We start from the raw sequence: 22,705 nt of genomic DNA, 5'->3' as shown, positions 1-22,705 counted from the left end.
CACCGCTTCAATTCAATGAATTTTTGCAGTCATTGCGGCCAACCTCTGCGGTTCGCCATTCCCGATATGGACAACCGCCCGCGCTATCTGTGCGACCACTGCGGCAGCATCCATTACCAGAATCCACGCCTGATCACCGGCACCCTGCCGGTTGCCCCCGATGGTCGTATTCTGTTGTGTCGGCGCGCCATTGAACCGCGTCTGGGCTACTGGACACTGCCCGCCGGCTTTATGGAAAACGGCGAAACCGTAGTCGAAGGCGCACTGCGTGAGACGTTGGAAGAGTCGATGGTTAAGGCGCACAACCCGGTGCTGTTATCGATGATCAGCCTGCCCGAGTTCGATCAGGTGCACGTCTTTTACCGTGTCGATATGCCGGATTTTGAATTTTCCATTACCCAGGAAAGCAGCGAGGTCGCTCTGTTTGAGCTGAACGACCTGCCCTGGCAGGAAATTGCTTTCCGCACCATCACCGCGACTTTAGAGCACTACCTGAAGGTTCGTGACCAGGAAGTACCAGCCGTGCTGACCGGCGCCATTGAGCCGCGCTGAACCGGGTCCTAGAAAAACCGGGCCATAAAAAAACCGGGCAAGAACCCTTACCCGGTCAAAGTTCGCTCCCTAGCGGAGCACTGACTGTACTCAAGCTTGCTCGCACAGACCGGGGAAAAAACCCGGCCCAGACTGTTAAACGTTACGCGTCACCGGCGCACTGAAGACGGCGCGGATGGCGTGAGCGGCGCTGCTGCGCCAGGACGCAAACATCTGCGTCAGATATTCGCTGCGCATTTCCACAGCCTTGGCTTCGTAGTGAGCAACGTCGATATTGCCCCAGTCATCCAATACCACTCCGGCTTCTTGCAGAGCGAGCGTGGTGCTATCGGTCATCTTGCTATCCATAATATTGACCCCCTTTGGGTTTGGTCATTCGGACAGCACACAGAGTAAGCAGCTGACTGCCGCCTCACAAACGATGCTTTTTCACGCTATGAGTGAATATTTTTCACTCGTTAAAGTACTGAACCTGACCGCGCATCAGCGCAGCAATCCCGTCCTGACCGAGCTCAACACCCCAACCCGATGAACCGCGACCACCAAAGCTGACGTCAATGCGGCTGCGCATCGGTCGATTAATGGCCAGGTTGGCCGTGTGCAGACGCAGGCCCAGCTCAGAAGCCCGTTGCGGGTCGGCATCCCAGACCGAGCCACCGAGCCCGTAGCCGCTGTGATTGGCCCAGGCAACGGCCTGATCCAGGTTGTCGTATGCGGCCAGCTGAATCAGCGGACCAAAGACTTCTTCCGGCCACACCTGGCTGGTTAGTGGATTATCCAGCACTGCCCAGGCCGGCGACACAAACTGTCCATCGACCACCGGGTCGGCACTGCGCCGTTGCGCCTCGCTACAGAGTTGGCGCCACTGGGACAGCAACTGATCCCGCAAATCGGCACGCGCCAATGGGCCTAAACGTGCGTCCGGATGCTCCGGCGACATCGGTTGATAAAGCGGTAATTTGGCGTCGAGAAATGCCAAAACCAAATCCAGCGATGCTTGCGGCACCAGCCAGCGTTTGGCGCACAGGCAGCTTTGGCCGCTGTTGTTCAAACGTGAGCTCAGCGCCGCCTCGACAAAAGCGCTGACATCACCGCTGTCAGTCAACAGCCAGGCATCGTTGCCACCCAATTCCAGGGTCGTGGGTTTCAGGCGCTCACCACAGGCTGCGGCAATCTGCCGACCGACATCGCGACTGCCGGTAAAGTGCACCTGGCGCAGATGCGGGTGATCGTACAGCAACGGCAGTTGGTCGATATCAGCACGCACCAGCCGCAAAGCCGACGCAGGAAAACCCGCCTCGGCAATCCATTGCTCCAACAAAACACTCGATTGCCACACATTGGGCGCGGGCTTTATGGTCACACTGTTGCCCACCGCCAAAGCCGGCAGCGCAAATCGCGCCAACTGCCACAGCGGGTAATTCCACGGCATGATGCCGAGCACGCCACCCAGAGCAACGGCTCTGCGCGCCACGCCCTGGGTCAACGACTGTGCTGCAAATGCTCGGGGAACTTCCACGCACAAATAATCGATCAACGCGCGGGTCTTATCGATTTCGGCTTCCGACTGCGCCAGAGGCTTGCCCATTTCCCGGGTCATGCACAGCGCCAGAGTGTGACGGTGCTCAGCCAGACGATCACCGAAAGCGGCTAACCAAGCCAGGCGTTGTGACAAAGGCGTAGCGGCGAAGCTCGGCCAGTGACCGGCCTGTTCATCGATCACCGCCAGCAGTTGCTGATCTGTCCATATCGGCCATTGCCCCAGTGTTTCACCTGTGGCTGGATTAACCGAATGGAAGACAGTCATGTAAGAACCTTTCATTTTGAGGCGAAAAACGCCGTTAAATGAGCGAATTTCACAGATAGGTGGCAGTTTTTTTGTAATTTAACCACAATACAGGTCTGGCTCGGCACGATGGTCGAGCACTGTTAATTATTATAACGCGCCGATTGAGGCTGCACAGGCCGATGGCGCTTCGGCACAACATGCGCACTCCGACTATGCTTGGAGGCTGCGCGCCGACTACGCATCCAGAGGGAGCATCCATATCATGACCGTTATCCCAGAAACCCTACGCGACAACGTTCGAATGCTGGGCGAATTGCTGGGCGACACCCTGCTCGAGAACCAGGGTCCAGAATTGTTTCGCAAGGTGGAAGACATCCGCCGCCTGGGCAAGGCCGTTAACGCCTCCGAAGATGGCGACCCACAACCTTTAATCGATGAACTGGCGCACCTGGAAGACGAGGATATCCTGCCCATCGTGCGGGCGTTCAGTCAGTTTCTAAATCTCGCCAACATTGCCGATGAACAGTATTTCTCCAGCGCCGAAGCGCAACAGAAAATCAGCCTGGAATCGACCCTGGACGAACTGGTCGACACCCTGGGCAAAGACGATGTCGCCGGCGCGCTGAAGAACCTCAATATCGAACTGGTGCTGACCGCTCACCCGACCGAAGTCACCCGCCGTACGCTGATCCGCAAATACGAGCGTATTGCCCAGGCACTGGCCGAACTCAAGCGCACTGACTTGTTGCCGCATGAGCGCAACGAACTGCAATCGGGCCTTAAGCGCACCGTCGATGAGATCTGGCACACCAACGAAATTCGCGACGAGCGCCCGACCGCGGTCGATGAAGCCAAGTGGGGTTTCGCGGTGATCGAGAATTCGCTGTGGCAAGCCGTGCCACAATTTATGCGCGAACTGGACCGCGCCGCGCGCCATCGTCTGGGCCAGGGTCTGCCCGTCGACGCCTCACCCTTCCACTTTTACTCCTGGATGGGCGGCGACCGTGACGGCAACCCCAACGTCACCCACACCGTCACCCGCGAAGTTATTTTGTTGGGTCGCTGGATGGCCGCCGATCTGTACCTCAAAGACATTCACGATCTGGCCGGTGATCTGAGCATGAGCGAAGCGTCCGACGAGCTGCTGGCTCGCTCCGGTGACGTGCGCACGCCCTATCGCGCCATTCTGCACAGCCTGCGTGACCGCCTGCAGCGCACCCTGGAATGGGCCGATGCCTGTGTAAATGGTGAAACCCCGACGCCTCCAGACGACGTCATTACCCGCCGCGACGACCTGCTCGAACCGCTGATGCTGTGTTACCGCTCGCTGACCGACTGCGGCATGAAACGCATCGCCCGTGGCAGCCTGCTCGACACCATTCGCCGTGTGCATTGCTTTGGCATCAATCTGGTGCCACTCGACATCCGCCAGGACAGCGACCGCCACGTCCAGGCACTGGATGAAATCACCCGCTATCTGGAACTGGGCGAGTACGGTGAATGGTACGAAGCCCAACGCCAAGCCTTCCTGCTGGAACAACTGGCCAGCAAACGTCCACTGCTGCCACGCAACTGGGAACCCAGCGCCGACACTCAGGAAGTGCTCGACACCGCCCGTATTCTGGCCGAAGAACCGCCGGAAACGCTGTCCAGCTACATCATTTCCATGGCCCGTCAGCCGTCTGATGTGCTGGCCGTAGCGCTGATCCTGAAAGAAAGCGGCCTGAACTGGAACGTGCCCATCGTACCGCTGTTTGAAACCCTGGATGACCTGGACCGCAGCTTCGATGTGATGGAGCAACTCTGGTCCATGCCCGCCTATCGTCAGTACTGCGATGCGCGCCAGACGGTAATGATCGGCTACTCCGACTCCGCCAAAGACGCCGGCAAACTGACCGCCACCTGGGCGCAATACAAAGCGCAGGAAAAACTGGTCGCTCTGGCACAACAGAACAACATTCATCTGATGCTGTTCCACGGTCGTGGCGGCACCGTTGGTCGCGGCGGCGGCCCGGTCGAAAAAGCCATGGCCTCGCAACCGCCGGGTTCCGTCCAAGGCGCGATTCGAGTCACCGAACAAGGCGAGATGATTCGTTATAAGTTTGGTCTGCCCCGCGTTGCGGTACGCAGCCTGGGCATCTATGTGGCCGCCACCCTGCGCGCCACACTGGAGCCCAACGCAGCCCCGAAACAGGAATGGCGCGACCTGCTCGAACAGATGTCACAAGCCAGCCTGACCGCCTATCGCGATACCGTGCGTCACGACGAACGCTTCGTGCCCTATTTCCGCAGCCTGACACCGGAACAGGAACTCGGCCTGCTGGCGCTGGGCAGTCGCCCGGCCAAACGCAAAGCCACCGGCGGCGTGGAAAGTCTGCGCGCCATTCCCTGGGTGTTCGCCTGGATGCAGGTGCGTTTGAACCTGCCTTCCTGGCTGGGCGCACGCCAGGCACTGGAATACGGCCTGGAGCAATCTCCGGATACGCTGCAGGATATGGTCGATCACTGGCCTTTCTTCAGCGCCTTCCTCGACCTGCTGGAAATGGTCTTGGGCAAGGCCGATCGCTCCATCGCGGCTTACTACGAAAAGCAGTTGGTACCTGATGAGCTGCACAGCCTGGGCGAGCAACTGCGTGACGACCTGCGCGTCAGCGAAGAACTGATGAATCGCATCAAACGCCAGAAAGAACTGCTGGCCAGCGATCCCCTGCTGGCGCAGTCGATTCAGGTGCGCAACCCCTATACCGACCCGCTCAACTACCTGCAAGCCGAGCTGCTCAAGCGTGAACGCAAGGCCGGTAACTTCGACGCTCAGTTGGAAAGAGCGTTGAAAGTGACCATGGCGGGCATCTCAGCAGGTATGCGCAATACCGGCTAAAAGCGGCGCTTTCGACACCCGAGGGAGCCTATTCGACGGAAGTCGGATAGTGTTGGGCTCCCATTCGGGTTGAGCTTATTCAAACGGGCAGGTATCTTACGGGCTGGCAAAAATAGGCCCCGGGCCTAGCGGCATAAAAGGACAACAGTAACCCGCACGCCAAAGATTCCGGGCCAGCCCAGCATTAGGAGGCTGGCCAATCCCCACTAAGTTAGCCAAGGCCAGAGCCTTTAACATGTTCCGGCTGGCCCCCCATTTGAACCGTTTTTGAATTTCATAGAACTGAGGAGCTTTTCGTCAATGCGCATTATTCTGCTGGGCGCACCTGGTGCCGGTAAGGGTACTCAAGCCCAATACATTACCGAGAAGTACGACATTCCGCAGATTTCCACGGGCGACATGCTGCGTGCTGCTGTTAAAGCGGGCAGCCCGCTGGGTCTGAAGGTCAAGGAAGTCATGGCCTCCGGTGGCTTGGTCTCCGATGAAACCATCATCGCGCTGATCAAAGAACGCATCACCCAGCCCGACTGCGCCAATGGCTGCCTGTTCGACGGCTTCCCACGTACCATTCCGCAAGCCGAAGCGTTGAAAAACGAAGGCGTGCAGATTGATTTCGTGGTGGACATCGATGTCGACGACAGCGAAATCATCAAACGCATCAGTGGCCGCCGCGTCCACGAAGCCTCCGGCCGCGTTTACCACGTCGACAACAACCCGCCCAAAGTGGCTGGCAAAGACGACGAAACCGGTGAACCGCTGATCCAGCGCAGCGACGACCAAGAAGAAACCGTCGCCAAACGTCTGGAGGTATACCACGCCCAGACCAAACCGCTGGTGGGTTACTACAAAGACCTGGCCGAGAAAGAACCGGAAAACGCCCCGAGTTATATCTACATTCCGGGCGTCGGCGGCGTTGAAGATATCCGCGACAGCATTTTTAAAGCCATCGATGGCTAAGCTGCCGTGAACTGAAAAAGGGAGGCTGATGCCTCCCTTTTTTTGTCGCTGATGAAGGCTGTCAGACTAATTTCCTGGCCGCCTTAGCCTGCACCCGGTATTGCGATGGCGCCACCCCGACCACCTGCTTGAAAGCGGTGCTAAAAGAACTCTCCGACGCATACCCAAGCGATGCCGATAATGACGCCAGAGACGTTGCACCATCGAGTAAGGCATTTTCAGCCAAGCGCATACGCCAAAATCTCAGGTAAGCCAGAGGCGTCATTCCTGCCACATTCCTGAAGCGTTCCGCAAAATTACTGCGTGACATCCCAACCGCCGCAGCCAGTTCCGTCAAATGCCAGTCTCTACCTGGCTGGGCATGCATCAGACTTATGGCTGGTGCAATACGCGGATCGACTAAAGCTTTCAGCCAACCCGTCAGATCGTCGCTGGTTTCGATGTAACCGCGCAGGGCATGCACAAATAGAAGATGTGCCAATGGCTGGGAAATCGCCTTAGACCCAGGACGCCCCGATGCCATTTCTGCAATCAGTCGTTCCAGTAACCAGATCAGATCAGCCGCCTGAGGCGATTGGGCGCTAATGTGAATCAGCGGTGGTAACACATCAGCCAAAAGGGTTAAGCCCACAGGGTCGAGTGTTAGGTGTCCACCGAGCAGTTGAAAATCATCGCCCCGACCGAGCACTGCAATATTGCCATCACCATAGGCCTCGACGGCGTCAACAAAGGCAACATCAGGCCCACTGGAGAGGCGGATTGGATAGCGGCCATTGACGACAAAGACGTCGCCACCGGTAAGCGCCACCGAGCCGTCACAGCCTTCCAGTTCGTGCTGACACCGACCACGAACTACCGCACCAAACTTGATAGTACCCGGCGCTGGGAAACGAATAGCCCAATCACCACCGGCATTGATACCTCCGGAAACCATAGCGCGGGTATCAAAAGCAGCGAGGATGTCGGAAAGAGGATCAGTCTGCATTTTCGGACTCTATCGTATGTATTTCGGACCATCAATTATTCTACGTCCAGAAATGCGCGTCTAAGCTAGGCATCCAATCACCGCTTCAAGTAATGAGGATGCGTAATGAACACACTGCAACAGCCCCTATCTTCACCCTTCGGCGCGGCAAGCACCGCACGCGATGTTATCCGTGATATCGATTTAAGCGGAAAAGTTGCCATCGTTACCGGCGGCTATTCCGGCATTGGACTTGAAACCAGCCAAGCGCTGATTAGTGCCGGCGCCACCGTGATCGTACCGGCACGTAACGTCGATAAAGCCCGCCAGGTACTGCAAGACACAGCAAACATCCAGATTGAACCACTCGACCTAATCGACCCGGACTCGATTCGCACCTTCGCTAATAAAGTGCTGGCGGAACATCCGACCATCCATCTGCTGATCAACAACGCCGGCTATATTGGTCTTAGCCGGCAACACGATGCCCGTGGTTACGAAGCCCAGTTCGCCACCAATCACCTCGGCCACTTCCAATTGACAGTGCAACTCTGGCCCGCTCTGGTACGCGGCCAGGCGCGTGTGGTCACCGTTTCATCCTGCGGCCACGCCACAGCCCCGGTGAATTTTGACGATGTGAATTTCGCACACCGCGACTACGACGCTATGGTTGCCTACGGCCAGTCAAAATCCGCCAACGCTCTGTTTTCGGTTTGGCTCGACCGACTCGGAAAAGACCAGGGTGTACGCAGCTTTGCACTGCATCCAGGCGGTGTTGTCGAATCCGGTTTCAGTCGCGACATACCGATTGAGGCCAGCATCGCGTCGGGTTATCGCGACGCCGATGGCCAGCCAATCATCGATCCGGAATCCAACAAAAAAACCATCGATCAGGGGGCAGCTACGACTGTGTGGTGTGCAACCAGCCCGATGCTTAATGGCCTCGGCGGGGTCTACTGTGAGAACTGCAATATTGCTCAGGCCGTAGCAGCCGACTCAACTGAGCTGTTAGGCGTCCGACCCTGGGCGATGGATCCTGAGCAGGCAGAGCGGTTGTGGCAACTTAGCGAACAGATGACCGGTGTGACTTTTAAAGCCCACTAAAACACTCAAATCAGCACTGGACTAACCAGAAAAAAGAGGCGAAGGCTGCCTTAGATAATTCGATAACTTCCATAGTGAATCGGTACGAAACAACAAACAAAAGGGCCGACCGGCCCTTTTTTCGATTCATGCCAGCGCTCAACCGTTACGCAACAACTTATACGCCAGTGGCGGCCAACACCTCAGCAACACCCGCAACAGCTTGGTATTGGCCACCCAAAGCTGTGGCTGACGTTGCTCGATCGCATCAATAATGGCCTGCGCTGCTTGCTCCGGCGTCAACTTGCCGCGGCCGCGACCTGCTGTCATCTGGGTGTCCACCAGCGCCATCATCACATCCATTACCGCCACCGACGGCGCAGCGTCCTCGCAGCGATAACGCAATGCCCGACTGAACTGACTCAAGCCCGCTTTCGTCGCGCAATACACCGGCGCCGTGCGCTTAGGCGCTAACGCCAAACCGGAAGAGACATTCACAATGCTGGCTTCCGGCTGTTGCGCGAGCGTTGGCAGCAACCCAAAACACAAGGTAATCGGCGCCGCCAGATTCAAGCCTTGCTCAGCGCGCATGGCTTCCAGCAAACCGGCGTCATCCACGCCAATGGGTGGCATATTGATCTGCACACCGGCGTTATTAATCAGCAGAGAGAGTTGCGGCCATTCTTGTTTAACTTCGGCCACTAGCCAATCCTGCTGCTCCGGTTGTGTTAAATCGACCACCCGATAGTGAATACGCTGCGGATATTGCGCTGCAGTTTCGCGTAAGCGTTGTTCGTCCCGGCCAACAATAATCACCTCAGCGCCCTGCTCCGCCAGCATCAACGCCAGCGCTTGCCCAATGCCGGCACTGCCGCCGGTCACCAAGGCGGTTTGTCCTTGAAGGTTCATACGCTCAGCGCTCCACCCGCCAGTTGCTCGTAATAGCGAAAGCCGTCTTGCAGCGCGGGCAGAATCTGCACCAGTTCAAAATAAGGCACGCTGAATAACGGCGAGTCGCGCAGGCGTTCCATCACGCAATAGAAATCGAGCAAACTGCGGGTTTCAAACACCGAAATATCGGAGCAATAACTGGAAAACGCTTCAGCATCAAAGTGCTGCAAGGTCACCGCCCGGCCTTCAATCGCCGTACTCAGTGACGATTCAGCGATATCGTTACGCTGCTCGCGCGAAAGCCCCAACCAGGCAGGCAAAGCCCGCAGCAAAACAAAAACAGTAAACATCGGTTCAGCAGTCGTCAGGGTAGACATGGTCATAGCCTCTTGTGTCACTCAGGGAGTAAGACTATGTTATGAGCAATTACTCACTTTACGTACTCGCATTCATGAGCCCGCCTAAAAAAGCCATCAACCCTCGCAAAAAGCCACGCCAAGCGCGCTCGGCCGTGACCATCGACGTCATCCTCGAAGCCGCTGCTCGTATTTTAGAAAGTGACGGCCTGGCCGCTTTTAACACCAACGCGGTGGCCGCCAAGGCAGGCGTCAGCATCGGCAGCCTCTATCAATACTTCCCATCCAAAGAAGCCCTGCTCGCCGAACTGATTCGAATTGAACGCGCCAAACTGCGCGACGCCATCAGCGCACACGCCCAGGCAGTAGAAACCGGCGATTTTGCCAACATGGTCGATGGCTTTATTAACGCCGCCATCCAACATCAACTGGAACGACCGCGCCTGGCAAGCACCCTGGAATACATCGAAAACAGCCTGCCGATCAGCGAAGAAACCGCCGCCATCAAAGCCGACATCAACACCCAGGTTGCCGCCACCCTGACCCGTTTTGGAATTGATCAGCCAGAACTGGCCGCTCAGGATTTAAGTGCCCTGACACGCGGCATGGTCGACACCGCTGGCATGTTAGGAGAAACCGACCGAACATCCCTCGCCAACCGAGTGCGCCGGGCCATCTACGGTTATTTAGGAAGGCCGTTACCGGACGCAGAGCCTGCGACTGTCAAAAATTAAAATCACGCCGACTCAGAATCGGCAATAAATGATGCGCCGGCTCTTCATAAGGATGCGACTCCACAAGCGCCGCCAACACAGCGGGAATAACCTCATCGTCACAGACCATCTCGACTTTATATTCCGCCACCTGCTCCAACTCCCCAACCGCACCGATATGCGGCTGAGCACCATCCAAAGGCCGAAACTGGCCCTGCCCCAAGGTCGACCAGGCACAGGCCTCATAATCCCCAATGCGACCCGCCCCAGCCCGAGCCAACGCCTCGATGACTGCGTCTTTATGAGACTGAGGCACATAAACCGCCAACAAATGCATACCGCCTCCAAGTGACTTTTCTCGTTGAATTTCAGCAGCTTAGCAAGATTCCAGTTGACACCCAAAGTCAGTCCGGTAAACTGCGCCGCGTTATGGAGAGTTGGCAGAGCTCGGTTTAATGCAGCTGACTTGAAATCAGCCGTAGGTTTGCGCCTACCGGGGGTTCGAATCCCTCACTCTCCGCCAAATTGAACAAAAAAGGGGACCCCTAGTGGGTCCCCTTTTTTGTTCAACCTCGCAAAGCGAGGGGACTTCGTTCGCGTTCGCCGCCGGGTTCGACTGAACGCTCCGCGTTCAGGGCCGCGTAAGCGCCTGGCAAAGCCAGGTTGCGTGCAAAGCACGCAAGCCCATCCCGAACGGGTGGCCCTATTCCAATGTAACGCTCTTCCCTGTCCCGTTTTTTATTGAACCTCGCAAAGCGAGGGGACTTCGTTCGCGTCCTCCGCCGGGTGATGGCCGCCATCCATGGCAGCCACCCTTCGGGTTCGCTTCGCTCATGCAAAATTGCTCCCGACAATTTTGTCGACTGAACGCAAAGCATTCAGGGCCGCGTCAGCGCCTGGCAAAGCCAGGTTGCGTGCAAAGCACGCAAGCCCATCCCGAACGGAGCTCGCCCTACCACCCGCACTCACCAATCCACGCTCAGTTTCACACCAAAAATAACCAGATATCTTGGTTCTATTCTCATAAACTCTCTGGCAGCCAAGGTTTCAACGTTCAGTCGTCACGAATGCCCTAATTGCCAATCTTTGCCAAACGAACCAGATAGTAATTTTAGGATTTATTCATGCATCGTTTTCTAGGCTTTATCCTTTTAGCCACGCTCGCAGGCTGCCAATCCAACGCCACCAACACAGTGTCAGACATACCACCCAAACCCACGTCCACGGTTGAATTAGAAAAGCTAACCAAACTGTCCATTTCGGCTTATGCCGATTGCTTGGAATCGACAACCAACACTTTGACGAGCAGCAATGAAGCCGCTTCGGTAATTGCAGATAGGGCACATTCCGATTGCGAAGCACGTTTCAATGTATTTCACGACACCATTAAAGAACTGTATCGATCTACTGTTCAGACATCCGAATATCAGCAAGCTGATGATCTGGCAGATTCAGTGGCTTTAGAAACTCAAGAAGGCTTTAAGGCCAGGGTCATAGAGATTGTGAATTACCGGCGATTTCAATAATTCGAAAGGTTCAAATAATAAGCTGGGCTGGGTATTCACCCGACTACACTCAATAAAAGTTTTCATTTAAAGCCGGCGAAGGCCGACAGATAAACCAACCAGCCTTTCCACTAAGGCTGTTTTTTCACAACCACCGCCAAGGCCCCCGATCCAACAACCACTCCTCCAGCATCGCCGCCAAAGCTTCAACCGCCGGCCTTGATGGCTCATCTATATGCGGCGCTAAGTGCAGTCGCGCCTGGCAGCGAGGCAAGGCTGGTAATCCATCGTCAGGCCCCAATTCAACCATCGCCGAGGTCATCCGTTCTCTGTCAATCACACTCACTGCCATTCCCGCTTCTACCGCCTGTTCTATTGCATGAATACTGGTGGAGGTGAAAACGGCGTGCCAGCGACGTTTGGATTTTTCCAAGGCTTCGACGGCCAACTGACGATAGGGGCAGTCGGCGTCGTGTACGGCCAAGGGCAAACTGGCCAGGTCATCAAAGCGGGTGTGACGAGCACCAACCCAAACCGGGTTGGTTTGCCATAGCGGCTTTCCGCCGGACAGCGCGACCGGCCGATCCAACACTACAGCAATCGACAATTTCGACGCCTGAATCTGACGCGCCAGGTCTCCGCTGTTGGCGGTCACGGCTTCGAGCAAGACGTCTGGGTGACGACTGACGAACTCTGGCATGACGCCCTTGAGCAGTTCTCGGGCATAGTCTTCCGGTAACCCCAGGCGCACTTTGCCGGCCAGACCACGGCCGGTGAATCGAGCCAGGATGCCGTCGTGCTGACGCAGCAGTTCGCGGCTTTCATGCAACAGAGCCTCACCCGTTGCGGTCAGGGTGACGCCTCGTGGTCCGCGCTCCAGCAACTGGCTGTCCAGCACCGCTTCCAGCCGTTTGATCTGCATACTAATAGCACCCAGCGTTCGGTGCCGTTGTTCTGCCGCTGCGGCCAAGGAACCCAACTGGGCGGCGGCCTGAAAGCTGCGTAATAACTCCAGATCCAGTGCTGCCGTTGAGACTTCAGACATATTGAATCCTAGATACATTATATTTCGATTTATTTAATACTCTTCTCAGCGCAACCTCAAGCCCACTCATTCGTCGGCTCAGAGGTTCGCCATGTCCCTATCCTTTTCTTCCGCGCTGATCGCCGCCGGTTTTGTCATCTGTTGGAGTTCTGGTTTTATCGGTGGCGAACTCGCCACTCAGTCGCCTGTGCCGGTGCTGGCATTGTTCGCTTGGCGCTTCCTGTTTGCGTTCGCTCTGGCCGCGTTGGGATGGTTGTTATTGTCCAGCCAGCGTCCGCAGCTGGCCGCTCTATTAAAAGAGGCGGTCATTGGTTGTTTAACCGTGGGCGGTTATCTGCTCGGGGTAATTCTGGCGCTTGATCAGGGTGTCAGCACCAGCCTGACGGCGCTTATCGCGGCGCTGCAACCTTTGCTGGCTGCGGCCCTGGCCGGCCCCTGGCTGGGAGAGCGATTATCGAAACAAGGCTGGCTGGGCATGGGTATCGCCAGTATCGGCGTTTTGCTTTGTGTTGCCAGTGAGTTGCAATTGAACCCGGGCACGCCGCTTTGGGCTTACAGCCTGCCGCTGCTCGCCGTGCTCAGCGTCACCCTGGGCAGCTTGCTGGCTCACCATTGGTCGACTGGCACGGCCATGCTGCCGACCCTGACCGTCCAATTGCTTGGCGCCACCTTGCTGTTTACCGCAGCGGCACTCATAGCGGCGCAACCGGGTTCCACCACGGTGCCGTTTGATAACAGCAGCCTGGCTGCGCTCGGTTGGCTGATCGTGCTGTCGACCTTTGGTGGCTATGGCTTTTTTGTGAGCAGCTTACGTCGTTTAGGTGTTACCAGAACTTCGACGCTGGTCTATCTGACACCCGCGGTGACTCTGATCTGGGCCGCCTGGTTGTTTGATGAATATCCGGGAGTCTGGGGTTTGGTGGGCGTTATGGTAGTCAGCTTAGGCGTTGGCATTACGCTGCTAAAGCGTATCTTATTGCCTAAGCTCACAACTGGGCGTTTCCAGGAATCTGGGTGACGAAGTAATTTGCAGCAGTTCTTTCTCGAAAGAGCTTCCTTTTTACTAAACTTCTCCCCACAAAAGAGTTTCGTTCCTAATGAGATGATTCTATTGCATAAACCTAACGCCCATTTCCAGAGATTTCTTGCGGCGCAACGTCGCCGGCATTAACGGTAATTAACCTAACATCCTAGATAAAATGAAAGAGAAGTCTTCGCAGCTGCTTGAGAAGTTTTATCTGAGCTGAATACTCAAACCAGATGATCTAGATAGCAGGAATAACAGAAAAATGTGTACATGAAATAGGAGTATTAACCGGATCAGATTACTATTCGGGCCGATCATTTTTGGACGCTGACTATGAACCGAATCTCACTCTTTTTGCTGACTACAATCCTTGCCGGTTGCCAATCCACACCACCGACAACAGCAGCTGCACAGACTGATCTGCCCGCTAATACACCAGCAACAACCGAACAACTTAAAGTGCAAACCCAACAAGCCTTTTCGGACTACGCTGACTGCATGGATTTGGCCGCATCCACGCTTGCCGACACCAGGGCAGAGCCCAACTCACTGGCCGACATGGCTCAGGGCATCTGCGAGCATGCCTTCAACAACTTCCAGCAAAATTTAAGTGAGCTCTATTTATTTGTAGCCCCCGATGAGCCAGAACGCGCCCAGCAGATGGCCGATGCCACCGCCTTAGATGCCAAAGAAAAAGCCAAATTGAGAGTCGTTGATATCGTCACTCGCGAAGGGCTTTAATTGCTATCAGAGCGGAAAACCAGTGAACAACCACCAGAATGAAAACTTGGCTGTCCAACATCGTAACCAAGTTGTGGCGTGACGCTTTAGTTTTTCGTTACCCGAACCAGCGGTAGAAAAATCTCGTCGACCCATTCCCGGCGCAACGCCTCGGACGGCGCCGCGAAGTTCATCACGACGTAATGCCGAAACAGGTCTCCCGGTAAGGAAGCGACCACGGGCGTCAGTCGCCGTCGCTCAATTTCCCCTCGTTCGATACCGCGCTCAAAGATGACCGGCAGCACAATGGGCTCTTTCTCGGTCAAGGTGGCACGGAGCTCGTCGGGTGTGGTCGCGCTTTCTGCAAAGTATTCGCTGGCGATCAGACTGAACGCTATGGCGATACCCGTTGAGCGTTTGGAAGCACGGTCGAGAAACTCAAGCAGTTCAGTACGCAGGTCACCTCGGTCAGGCACCGCCAGTGGATACTGCTCCATTTGCTGACGAATGGCGGCGACCGACAGTTCCACCTTGGAGCTCCAGCGCCGCGCCAGCACCGGGCGACTGGTACCGGCCCGCAATGCAACCCGCTCCATCGTCAGACCATTAAACCCCTGCTCGACCAATTCCAACCAGGCGGCATCCAGGATGGCGCGCTCCAATTCCGCGCCGCGACGTCGTTCGCTCATACTATCTCTCTTAAGATGCAATCATGCATCTTGACTCGGTTAGCTTCGTCGATAAGATACAGCAATGCATCTAAATATCCAGTAACTGAATCCCTCGGCTCCCTCACCCTCCGGCAAGCCCCGAATGGCTTGGGAACAACCCACCCTAAGCAGGAACTCATCGTGATTTCAGAACGATTATCGGAAGAGAACTCATTCGCCCCCGGCATTCAAGCCCAAGGGCTGACCAAGCGTTATCGCAACACTCATGTTGTTGATGACCTCAGTTTTAGCGCCCGTGGCGGCGTGGTGACCGGCTTTCTCGGCCCAAACGGCGCCGGCAAAAGCACCACCCTACGCATGCTGCTCGGCCTCGCCAGACCGACTCGCGGCCATATTACCCTGGGCGGAATCGCGGTGTCTGACCTCCCCCAACCGGCCAGCACAATTGGCGCTTTGCTCGATGCGCGAGCGGTACATCCTGCCCGTACCGCCTATGACCATCTGCTCGGCTTCGCTTACGCGGCCGGTCTCGGCAAAAAACGGGTTGAGGAAATGCTCGAATTTGTCGGCCTCGCCCAATACGCCGATCGACGCGCCGGTGAGTTTTCACTGGGTATGAATCAGCGCCTTGGTATCGCCACGGCTTTGCTGGGTAATCCTCAGGTGGTGGTGCTCGACGAGCCATTGAACGGTCTCGACCCCGAAGGTATCCGTTGGATGCGGCGCTTGATGCGGACCCTGGCCGATGAAGGCAGAACGGTTTTGTTTTCGAGTCATCTGATGTCGGAGATGGAGCTGGCCGCTGACGATGTGGTGATCATCGCCCAAGGCAAATTAATCGCTGAATCGCCGCTGCAGGAATTTATCGACACCCATACCAGCAAAGCCATTCGTGTGCGGACCCGGGACCGGGAAAAGCTGCTGAACATCCTTACAGAGGCCGGCGTAGAGCTGCAAATCCAAGACGACACCAGCCTGATAATGACCGGTACGGATATGACCACTATTGGCGAAACCGCCGCCGCTAACGGCATTGCTCTGGAAGAGCTGAGTGCGATCCGTGAATCGCTGGAAGACGTCTTCCTGAGGTTGACCCAAACCGCCACCCAAAACGAGACCATCTCATCATGAACAGCCTGAAATTCGAATGGAAAAAGTTGCTCAGCGTCAAAAGCACCTGGATCGCGGCCCTGTGCACACTCGTCTCCAGCGCTTTACTCGGCCTGCTGGGCATCTCGGATATGTTGACACTGACGCCTGCCGAGCTACCGGCCAACTGGGACCCGACCGCAGAAAGCCTGAAGGGGTTTCTGTTCGCCCAGTTGATCATCGGTATGTTGGGAGCGCTGGCGATCACGCCGGAATACGCCACCGGCATGATCGGCAGCAGTGTATTCTCGGTACCGTCGCGTTTTCGTCTGTTGATCAGCAAGACCTTGGTGGTGACCGTCTTCGCGTACATCACGGCCCTGTTAACCACCTTATTGAGTTTTTGGGTCGTGCAGTTGACCCTCGCCGGTGTCGGCCTGCCATCCGCCCAGATGACCGATCCGCCGGTGTTGACGGCGCTCTTTGCCGGCGCCCTTTACCTGACGTTGTTTGCGCTCATCGGCCTGGCGATCGGTGTTTTGACGCGTTCGAGCACGACCAGTCTCTCCGTGCTGATCGGCATTGCGCTCATCATCCCTGCGCTCGCACCCGCCCTGCCGGCTTGGTTCGAACGCTTTTGGCCGATTACTGCCGGCCAGTCGTCTTACCGGGTTGTGCTTATTGACGACGCTCTGCCTCCCGCTCAGGGCATGATCCTGCTAGCGCTCACGGTGCTGATCACCTGGATCATCAGTCAACTGATGTTTCAGCGACGCGATATCTGATTACCGAACGCCCGGCCGGGCATGAGTTGAGAAGGCGGCGTAACACTCACGCAAAAAAAAGCCCGAACCAAACGGCTCGGGCAGCAATGCAACTTAATGCAAGAGAGTCAAAACGCTGCGTATCTTACGATTCCAGATCACGCTGTAAAGACATCGCTCCTTATGTCTTTGTTTTGACAAACCGCACTTTTCGTAAACTTAGAAATACACATCACTCCTGAATCCGGCCGCCATCAAGGCGACCGTTAAACAGGTCGTCAACACTAGGCGGCAGGTAAGAGTCGTCGTAGTTGTCCATGGTCTGGATGCGAATATCCCAGATACCACTCATACGGCGGTCTCGCACCGCGTCGCCATTGCCCTCGATAATGGTCGGACGCAGCACCACCAGGAGGTTGGTCTTCTGACGTTCGGTCGAGGTGGAACGGAACAGCACACCGAGAATCGGGATTCGGCCGAGAATCGGCACCCGGCTTTCGCGTTCGATCAGGGTGTCATCAATCAAACCACCGAGCACGATGGTTCGGCCGTTATTGACCAGTACTTCGGTCTGAACCTGGCGCTTATCGGTGACGATATCGACCGCACCGAAGGCGTTGTTGCCGGAAATAGATTCCACCACCTGATCGACTTCCATACGCACCAGGCCGTCCTGCTGCACATGAGGGATCACCGTCAGGGTGGTGCCGACATCCTGGCGTTCAATCACAAAGGGATTGTCGTCAGTGCCGTTACCACCGGTCTTGAACGGTACCGAGCTGCCGACAGTAATAAAGGCTTCGCTGTTATCCAAGGTCATCACGCTGGGCGTGGACAGGACGTTGGTGTTCGATTGCGATTCGATGGCCTGAATGATGGCGCCAAAGTTTGGACTATCGCCACTCGGATCGACCAGGCCGAGAAAGGCACCATTGGGCAGAGCACTGACGTTATTGGTGGCGGCCGCCGCAACAATATCCGACAGTGGTGCTCCGGCTTCGTTGAAGTTAGTAGCGCCGAAGGGCACGCCTTCGCTCACCTGATCGGGATTGGTCGCCCACTGCACACCCAGAGCATCGCTGACATCGCCACTGACTTCGACAATGGCCGCTTCGATCAACACCTGCTTACGGCGCACATCCAACTGACGGATGATGCTTTCGATCTCGTTCATCACCGAAGGCTCAGCACGCACCACCAGCGCATTCAACTGCTCATCCGGCAAGATGCTGATCGGACTCGACGGCGGCGCCTGGCCACCCTGGTTCTGTTCCTGCTGCACAGAACCGGCCAGACCCGTCAGCAGTTCGGCCATGCGTGCGGCATCGGCATTGTTCAGGAAAATCACCTTGGAAGAGGAATTTTCTGGCGCTTCTATATCCAGTTCTTTAATGAGGTCGATAATCTGAGCGCGGGCGTCGGCTTCACCACGCACGATGATGCGGTTGGAGCGTTCGTCACCGACCAGATGCACACCCTGACCGCCACCGCGCCCACCGCTCTGATCACCCGCCGTCACCGGGGTCGGTGAAATGCGCTCCAGCAATTGGATGATGTTACCCACCCAGGCGTATTGCAGCGCCACGACTTCGATTTCTTCACTGCCAGCCTGGTCCAGCAACTCGACGATTTCAGCGACCCGTTCAATATTGGTTGCCCGGTCGCTGATGATCAGCGCATTGGCACTATTCACCCCGGCCAGATGACCATAGCTGGCGACCAGCGGACGCAGAATCGGCACCAGTTCCATGGCCGAGGTATTTTGAATCGGGAAGACGCGGGTGATGATGCGCTCGCCCTGAATATTGCCGTCGCTGTCGACCGGCAAACCTGAGGCTTTCACATCGGCCTGAGCGATAATCTTGATGGCGTTGTCGGTTTCAACGGCGGAAAAGCCATAGACTTCAATGGTCGCCAGAAAGATTTCATAGATGGCGTCAGCACTAAGCTCCTGATCGGAAATGACCGTCACCTGGCCACGCACCCGCGGATCGACAATAAAACTTTCACCGGTAACGCGGGCGACCATATCGATCACGTCGCGGATATCGGCGTCTTGCATATTCAGTTGATAAGTTGGCTCTTCGGCATAAAGCGGCCGGCCAAAACCGGCCAGCAACAGTACGATTGCCAACCAGCGTATCAGTCTATGGTGAACGAAAGGTCCCTTTGTCATCATGCCAACTCTGATCAGAAAGTGGGGATAGATTGATAGATGGTGAAGGTACGCGACCCCCGTTGAATGGCTATTTTCAACTCACCACCGCTTTGCAGTATCTGGTTCAACAATGCCTGATCCTGCGCCAGATTGCCCACCGGGTTGTCATTGACCGCAGTGACAATATCACCCGGCCGCAAACCGGCCATCTGTAACTGGCGGGCGCGACGCGTCACCCGATAGCCATTGTCTGACGCCTCCAGACCCACTTCATTCAGTAAAGCCTGAGGATCGGACGCCGCGCGCTCACGCACATAGCTCACCATCTGCTCGACCTGCTGCTGAATGGCAACACTCTGGCCATTGGTCTGAGCGGTGCTAACGCTGGCTGATGAGGCGCTGTTATCGTCTCGCTCCAGCGGTTGCAAGGTGGTATTGGAGTCACTGCGTTCATAGCGCAGCGTTTCCATGCTGCCGTTGCGGTTCAGCAAAACCCGATCGCCATAAACCGCGGCCAATTGTGCCTGGCCGAATACCTGATCGCCCACACCGAATGCATCAGACTGGCCATTGCGCTGAGCAATAACCGCAAAGCCCTGACCTTCACCACCCCGGGCGACCACCGCCTGCAGCACCAGCCGTAATTGAGTTTCGGGAGCGTCGATGGGCGCTACCGCCACCTGCTCTTCTTCGGCAACGTAACGACCAAAAAGCGGTTTCTCTGCCAGTTGACGACCCAGCGCTTCCAGGTCCGAAGCCTGAGCCGGGGTTGCAGCGCCAGCCGGCTCAATGCGGGGAACCGGAACCGGCGCCGGCCGATCAATAATGACCCAGCTCAATCGAGCCGCCAGCACGGCACAGACACCGACCAGAATCAGCACCAGCCATTTTTGTGCTTTGGAACCGACGGTCTGTAATCGTGCTAATAAGTGTCTCAAATCCATCACAAAACCTGCTGAGTGATGTCAAACAGAGTCTCACGACCGGCAGGAATAGCAAGGTTCAGCCGTTCTGCCAGAGCGCGTTTGACACTGAGGCTGCCCAGGCCATCACGACTTAAGGTAGCGTCGATCAAAGGCGTTTCATCCATGGCCTGAATCACAGCCTGCCAGCCCTCGTCATCACTGTTCAACTGGCCTTGCAGCTGTGGCACCTCAAAGGTTTCGCGTCGACTGCCAAAGGGCACGCTAACGGGCCCACCGGACCAACTCAATTGGCCATCCAAAGTGCCCGGCTGAGCATTCCAACTGGCAGACAGGCTGACGTTATCCAGCCGTAGCCGTCCCTGCACCTCAGCGCCGTAGCTCGAAGCAATATCCGCAAAGGCAGTATCGTCGATATAACCGTTCACAGTATCGAGACTGACGCCCGTCGGTTTAACGGTAAGACCGCCGTTCAGATCAAGGTCGGTATTGGAAAGTTGCCAGTTGAAGGGCAGGCGTAAGGTCAGCAAATAAAGCGGCTGTGCTTGCCAGGCCAGTTGCAACTGAGGAATTTGAGGTCCCTGCAAGCGCGCTTCACCCGACCAGAGGCTGCCATCCAGTTGCTGCACACGGATGCCCGCAGCCTGTAATGCAGGATCGAAAAAATGGCGCAACCAACTGAGCGGTGTCATGGCGACTAACGCCAACAGATAAACCGCGAAAAAAAACGCCACCAGGCGCAGATTAATTGTCATGAACAACCTAATGCTGTTTCCCTGCAAAAAGTCGGTCGACAAGTGTATAGGAAGGATTCAGGCGCTAACAATCGCTTTACGCCTTATTCAAACGATAGCGAAGCCGCGGTCATCTTTAGCGCAAAAAAAACCCCGGCAAGACCGGGGTTTTTCGTTGGGCATGGCCCGAGCGTTGCAGCGACTTACATCATGCCGCCCATACCGCCCATGCCACCCATATCCGGCATACCGCCGCCAGCGGCACCGCCGTTTTCTTCAGGCTTGTCGGTGATCATGGCTTCGGTGGTCACCATCAGACCGGCAACAGAAGCGGCCGCCTGCAGCGCAGAACGAGTCACTTTAGCCGGGTCGATGATACCCAGTTCCATCAGGTCACCGTATTCGCCAGTCGCAGCGTTGTAACCGAAGTTACCCTTGCCGTTCTTGACTTCGTTAACCACGACAGAGGCTTCGCCACCGGCGTTGAACACGATCTGACGCAGCGGAGCTTCCATGGCGCGCAGTGCCAGAGCGATACCAGCGTTCTGCTCTTCGTTGTCGCCTTTAAGGTCGCCAATAGCCGCCATGGCACGAACCAGAGCCACACCACCGCCGGCAACCACGCCTTCTTCGACCGCCGCACGAGTCGCGTGCAGGGCGTCGTCAACGCGGGCTTTCTTCTCTTTCATTTCGAACTCAGTCGCCGCACCGACTTTCAATACCGCAACACCGCCGGCCAGTTTGGCAACGCGCTCTTGCAGTTTTTCTTTGTCGTAGTCGGAAGAAGACTGTTCGATCTCAGCGCGGATCTGTTCGACGCGGGCTTTGATGTCAGCTTCGGAACCAGCACCGCCGACCACAGTGGTGTTTTCTTTGGTCAGGGTGACTTTCTTGGCGTTACCCAGGTGTTCCAGAGTGGCGCTTTCCAGGTCCAGACCGACTTCTTCAGAGATGACGGTACCGCCAGTCAGAATAGCCAGGTCTTGCAGCATGGCTTTACGGCGATCGCCGAAGCCCGGTGCTTTGGCAGCAGATACTTTCACAGTACCGCGCATGTTGTTGACGACCAGAGTCGCCAGCGCTTCGCCTTCGATGTCTTCAGCGATGATCATCAACGGACGACCGGCTTTAGACACGGATTCCAGTACCGGAATCAGATCACGAATGTTGGAGATCTTCTTGTCGACCAACAGGATGTACGGGCTGTCCAGCTCGGCGGACATGGTTTCCTGGTTGGTGATGAAGTAAGGCGACAGGTAACCGCGGTCAAACTGCATACCTTCAACCACTTCCAGCTCATCGCTGAAACCGCTGCCTTCTTCGACAGTGATCACGCCTTCTTTGCCGACTTTTTCCATGGCATCGGCAATCAACTGACCGATGGTGGCGTCGGAGTTAGCAGACAGGGTGCCGACCTGAGCGATGGCTTTGTAGTCTTCGCAAGGAATGGACAGCTTGGCGAGTTCTTCAACAACCGCCGCTGTGGCTTTGTCGATACCGCGCTTCAGATCCATCGGGTTCATGCCCGCAGCAACCGACTTCAGACCTTCGTTAACAAAGGCTTGAGCCAATACCGTTGCGGTAGTAGTACCGTCACCGGCTTCGTCGTTGGCCTTGGAAGCAACTTCCTTAACCATCTGCGCGCCCATGTTTTCGAACTTGTCTTCCAGTTCGATTTCTTTGGCAACGGAAACACCGTCTTTAGTCACAGTCGGCGCACCGAAGGACTTGTCCAGAACCACGTTACGGCCTTTAGGACCCAAGGTTACCTTGACGGCATCTGCCAGCAGGTTCACGCCCTTTTGCATTTTCTGGCGGGCGGAATCACCGAATTTAACGTCTTTTGCAGCCATTTTAATCTACCTTCCTATCAATTCGTTTAACGA

At 56.2% G+C, this 22,705-nt stretch carries 22 protein-coding genes and 1 tRNA gene; 11 read left to right on the top strand and 12 right to left on the bottom strand.

The features are described 5' to 3' along the window. Positions 1-15 precede the first annotated feature (15 nt). On the top strand, positions 16-552 hold the full coding sequence (locus tag ABMA60_RS12385) for an NUDIX hydrolase (protein WP_392803498.1): 537 nt from the start codon (positions 16-18) through the stop codon (positions 550-552). Between the two features lie 135 nt (positions 553-687). Here ABMA60_RS12385 and ABMA60_RS12380 read toward each other — a convergent pair whose 3' ends face one another. Together ABMA60_RS12380 and ABMA60_RS12375 are read right to left on the bottom strand one after the other, a co-directional pair. Continuing rightward, positions 688-888 carry an RSP_7527 family protein gene (locus tag ABMA60_RS12380; protein ID WP_392803496.1) on the bottom strand — a complete coding sequence of 67 codons (201 nt, stop codon included), beginning with the start codon at positions 886-888 and terminating at the stop codon, positions 688-690. 115 nt (positions 889-1,003) lie between these two features. Further along, positions 1,004-2,359 carry an aldehyde dehydrogenase family protein gene (locus ABMA60_RS12375; protein WP_392803494.1) on the bottom strand — a complete coding sequence of 452 codons (1,356 nt, stop codon included), beginning with the start codon at positions 2,357-2,359 and terminating at the stop codon, positions 1,004-1,006. Between the two features lie 244 nt (positions 2,360-2,603). Between ABMA60_RS12375 and ppc the strand changes: the two genes are divergently transcribed. Then, positions 2,604-5,219: a phosphoenolpyruvate carboxylase gene (gene ppc, locus ABMA60_RS12370; protein WP_392803492.1), complete on the top strand. Its 2,616-nt coding sequence runs from the start codon at positions 2,604-2,606 to the stop codon at positions 5,217-5,219. Between the two features lie 300 nt (positions 5,220-5,519). Beyond that, a complete protein-coding gene (gene adk, locus ABMA60_RS12365; protein ID WP_392803490.1) occupies positions 5,520-6,176 on the top strand; it encodes an adenylate kinase in 657 nt (218 codons plus the stop codon). 61 nt (positions 6,177-6,237) lie between these two features. Here adk and ABMA60_RS12360 read toward each other — a convergent pair whose 3' ends face one another. After that, positions 6,238-7,161 carry an AraC family transcriptional regulator gene (locus ABMA60_RS12360; RefSeq protein WP_392803488.1) on the bottom strand — a complete coding sequence of 308 codons (924 nt, stop codon included), beginning with the start codon at positions 7,159-7,161 and terminating at the stop codon, positions 6,238-6,240. A 105-nt stretch (positions 7,162-7,266) separates the two neighbouring features. Here ABMA60_RS12360 and ABMA60_RS12355 point away from each other — a divergent pair, with 105 nt between their 5' ends. Next, complete coding sequence (locus tag ABMA60_RS12355; RefSeq protein ID WP_392803486.1) at positions 7,267-8,244, top strand: oxidoreductase; 978 nt, start codon at positions 7,267-7,269, stop codon at positions 8,242-8,244. 138 nt (positions 8,245-8,382) lie between these two features. Here ABMA60_RS12355 and ABMA60_RS12350 read toward each other — a convergent pair whose 3' ends face one another. Next, a complete protein-coding gene (locus tag ABMA60_RS12350; RefSeq protein ID WP_392803484.1) occupies positions 8,383-9,132 on the bottom strand; it encodes an SDR family oxidoreductase in 750 nt (249 codons plus the stop codon). Continuing rightward, a complete protein-coding gene (locus tag ABMA60_RS12345) occupies positions 9,129-9,491 on the bottom strand; it encodes a darcynin family protein (protein ID WP_392803482.1) in 363 nt (120 codons plus the stop codon). The genes ABMA60_RS12350 and ABMA60_RS12345 overlap by 4 nt, the downstream gene beginning before the upstream one ends. A gap of 74 nt (positions 9,492-9,565) precedes the next feature. Here ABMA60_RS12345 and ABMA60_RS12340 point away from each other — a divergent pair, with 74 nt between their 5' ends. Further along, a complete protein-coding gene (locus ABMA60_RS12340) occupies positions 9,566-10,204 on the top strand; it encodes a TetR/AcrR family transcriptional regulator (protein WP_392803480.1) in 639 nt (212 codons plus the stop codon). Here the strand turns inward: ABMA60_RS12340 and ABMA60_RS12335 are convergent. Then, complete coding sequence (locus tag ABMA60_RS12335; RefSeq protein ID WP_392803478.1) at positions 10,194-10,520, bottom strand: hypothetical protein; 327 nt, start codon at positions 10,518-10,520, stop codon at positions 10,194-10,196. The two genes, ABMA60_RS12340 and ABMA60_RS12335, sit on opposite strands and share 11 nt — an antisense overlap. 94 nt (positions 10,521-10,614) lie before the next feature. On the opposite strand from ABMA60_RS12335, the gene ABMA60_RS12330 reads away from it, so the two are divergent. Both ABMA60_RS12330 and ABMA60_RS12325 read left to right on the top strand, forming a co-directional pair. Next, positions 10,615-10,706: transfer RNA gene (locus ABMA60_RS12330), tRNA-Ser, on the top strand. Between the two features lie 601 nt (positions 10,707-11,307). Next, complete coding sequence (locus tag ABMA60_RS12325) at positions 11,308-11,709, top strand: hypothetical protein (RefSeq protein ID WP_392803476.1); 402 nt, start codon at positions 11,308-11,310, stop codon at positions 11,707-11,709. A gap of 124 nt (positions 11,710-11,833) precedes the next feature. On the opposite strand, the gene ABMA60_RS12320 is transcribed toward ABMA60_RS12325, so the two are convergent. Beyond that, a complete protein-coding gene (locus ABMA60_RS12320; RefSeq protein WP_392803474.1) occupies positions 11,834-12,733 on the bottom strand; it encodes a LysR family transcriptional regulator in 900 nt (299 codons plus the stop codon). Positions 12,734-12,824: 91 nt separating this feature from the next. On the opposite strand from ABMA60_RS12320, the gene ABMA60_RS12315 reads away from it, so the two are divergent. Both ABMA60_RS12315 and ABMA60_RS12310 read left to right on the top strand, forming a co-directional pair. After that, positions 12,825-13,751, top strand: coding sequence for a DMT family transporter (locus tag ABMA60_RS12315; protein WP_392803472.1), 927 nt, complete (start codon positions 12,825-12,827; stop codon positions 13,749-13,751). 342 nt (positions 13,752-14,093) lie between these two features. After that, on the top strand, positions 14,094-14,501 hold the full coding sequence (locus ABMA60_RS12310) for a hypothetical protein (protein WP_392803470.1): 408 nt from the start codon (positions 14,094-14,096) through the stop codon (positions 14,499-14,501). An 86-nt stretch (positions 14,502-14,587) separates the two neighbouring features. Here the strand turns inward: ABMA60_RS12310 and ABMA60_RS12305 are convergent, their stop codons facing one another. Further along, complete coding sequence (locus ABMA60_RS12305; RefSeq protein WP_392803468.1) at positions 14,588-15,169, bottom strand: TetR/AcrR family transcriptional regulator; 582 nt, start codon at positions 15,167-15,169, stop codon at positions 14,588-14,590. A gap of 162 nt (positions 15,170-15,331) precedes the next feature. Here ABMA60_RS12305 and ABMA60_RS12300 point away from each other — a divergent pair, with 162 nt between their 5' ends. Together ABMA60_RS12300 and ABMA60_RS12295 are read left to right on the top strand one after the other, a co-directional pair. After that, positions 15,332-16,282, top strand: a complete 951-nt coding sequence (locus ABMA60_RS12300) for an ABC transporter ATP-binding protein (protein ID WP_392803466.1) — start codon at positions 15,332-15,334, stop codon at positions 16,280-16,282. Further along, complete coding sequence (locus ABMA60_RS12295) at positions 16,279-17,025, top strand: ABC transporter permease (RefSeq protein ID WP_392803464.1); 747 nt, start codon at positions 16,279-16,281, stop codon at positions 17,023-17,025. The genes ABMA60_RS12300 and ABMA60_RS12295 overlap by 4 nt, the downstream gene beginning before the upstream one ends. A gap of 211 nt (positions 17,026-17,236) precedes the next feature. Here the strand turns inward: ABMA60_RS12295 and gspD are convergent, their stop codons facing one another. From gspD to groL, 4 genes are all read right to left on the bottom strand, one after another. Then, positions 17,237-19,138: a type II secretion system secretin GspD gene (gene gspD, locus ABMA60_RS12290; RefSeq protein WP_392803462.1), complete on the bottom strand. Its 1,902-nt coding sequence runs from the start codon at positions 19,136-19,138 to the stop codon at positions 17,237-17,239. A 56-nt stretch (positions 19,139-19,194) separates the two neighbouring features. Then, positions 19,195-20,106, bottom strand: coding sequence for a type II secretion system protein N (locus tag ABMA60_RS12285; protein ID WP_392803460.1), 912 nt, complete (start codon positions 20,104-20,106; stop codon positions 19,195-19,197). Beyond that, a complete protein-coding gene (gspN, locus tag ABMA60_RS12280) occupies positions 20,106-20,840 on the bottom strand; it encodes a type II secretion system protein N (protein WP_392803458.1) in 735 nt (244 codons plus the stop codon). The genes ABMA60_RS12285 and gspN overlap by 1 nt, the downstream gene beginning before the upstream one ends. A gap of 182 nt (positions 20,841-21,022) precedes the next feature. Then, positions 21,023-22,672, bottom strand: a complete 1,650-nt coding sequence (groL, locus tag ABMA60_RS12275; RefSeq protein WP_392803455.1) for a chaperonin GroEL — start codon at positions 22,670-22,672, stop codon at positions 21,023-21,025. Positions 22,673-22,705 lie beyond the last annotated feature (33 nt).

The sequence above is a fragment of the Saccharospirillum sp. HFRX-2 genome (assembly GCF_043196805.1).
GTDB lineage: Bacteria > Pseudomonadota > Gammaproteobacteria > Pseudomonadales > Natronospirillaceae > Saccharospirillum.
Note: the sequence above shows the minus strand (reverse complement) of the source record. Positions and strands in the feature narration are given on the sequence as shown.

What these genes read in the sequence shown, in the direction of transcription:
- ABMA60_RS12305 (WP_392803468.1), bottom strand. Translation starts at nt 15,169, where the DNA reads ATGAGCGAACGACGTCGCGGCGCGGAATTGGAGCGCGCCATCCTGGAT.
- ABMA60_RS12360 (WP_392803488.1), bottom strand. Translation starts at nt 7,161, where the DNA reads ATGCAGACTGATCCTCTTTCCGACATCCTCGCTGCTTTTGATACCCGC.
- ABMA60_RS12325 (WP_392803476.1), top strand. Translation starts at nt 11,308, where the DNA reads ATGCATCGTTTTCTAGGCTTTATCCTTTTAGCCACGCTCGCAGGCTGC.
- adk (WP_392803490.1), top strand. Translation starts at nt 5,520, where the DNA reads ATGCGCATTATTCTGCTGGGCGCACCTGGTGCCGGTAAGGGTACTCAA.
- gspN (WP_392803458.1), bottom strand. Translation starts at nt 20,840, where the DNA reads ATGACAATTAATCTGCGCCTGGTGGCGTTTTTTTTCGCGGTTTATCTG.
- ABMA60_RS12385 (WP_392803498.1), top strand. Translation starts at nt 16, where the DNA reads ATGAATTTTTGCAGTCATTGCGGCCAACCTCTGCGGTTCGCCATTCCC.
- groL (WP_392803455.1), bottom strand. Translation starts at nt 22,672, where the DNA reads ATGGCTGCAAAAGACGTTAAATTCGGTGATTCCGCCCGCCAGAAAATG.
- ABMA60_RS12310 (WP_392803470.1), top strand. Translation starts at nt 14,094, where the DNA reads ATGAACCGAATCTCACTCTTTTTGCTGACTACAATCCTTGCCGGTTGC.
- ABMA60_RS12320 (WP_392803474.1), bottom strand. Translation starts at nt 12,733, where the DNA reads ATGTCTGAAGTCTCAACGGCAGCACTGGATCTGGAGTTATTACGCAGC.
- ABMA60_RS12355 (WP_392803486.1), top strand. Translation starts at nt 7,267, where the DNA reads ATGAACACACTGCAACAGCCCCTATCTTCACCCTTCGGCGCGGCAAGC.
- ABMA60_RS12295 (WP_392803464.1), top strand. Translation starts at nt 16,279, where the DNA reads ATGAACAGCCTGAAATTCGAATGGAAAAAGTTGCTCAGCGTCAAAAGC.
- ABMA60_RS12345 (WP_392803482.1), bottom strand. Translation starts at nt 9,491, where the DNA reads ATGTCTACCCTGACGACTGCTGAACCGATGTTTACTGTTTTTGTTTTG.
- ABMA60_RS12375 (WP_392803494.1), bottom strand. Translation starts at nt 2,359, where the DNA reads ATGACTGTCTTCCATTCGGTTAATCCAGCCACAGGTGAAACACTGGGG.
- ABMA60_RS12335 (WP_392803478.1), bottom strand. Translation starts at nt 10,520, where the DNA reads ATGCATTTGTTGGCGGTTTATGTGCCTCAGTCTCATAAAGACGCAGTC.
- ppc (WP_392803492.1), top strand. Translation starts at nt 2,604, where the DNA reads ATGACCGTTATCCCAGAAACCCTACGCGACAACGTTCGAATGCTGGGC.
- ABMA60_RS12340 (WP_392803480.1), top strand. Translation starts at nt 9,566, where the DNA reads ATGAGCCCGCCTAAAAAAGCCATCAACCCTCGCAAAAAGCCACGCCAA.
- ABMA60_RS12380 (WP_392803496.1), bottom strand. Translation starts at nt 888, where the DNA reads ATGACCGATAGCACCACGCTCGCTCTGCAAGAAGCCGGAGTGGTATTG.
- ABMA60_RS12315 (WP_392803472.1), top strand. Translation starts at nt 12,825, where the DNA reads ATGTCCCTATCCTTTTCTTCCGCGCTGATCGCCGCCGGTTTTGTCATC.
- ABMA60_RS12350 (WP_392803484.1), bottom strand. Translation starts at nt 9,132, where the DNA reads ATGAACCTTCAAGGACAAACCGCCTTGGTGACCGGCGGCAGTGCCGGC.
- ABMA60_RS12285 (WP_392803460.1), bottom strand. Translation starts at nt 20,106, where the DNA reads ATGGATTTGAGACACTTATTAGCACGATTACAGACCGTCGGTTCCAAA.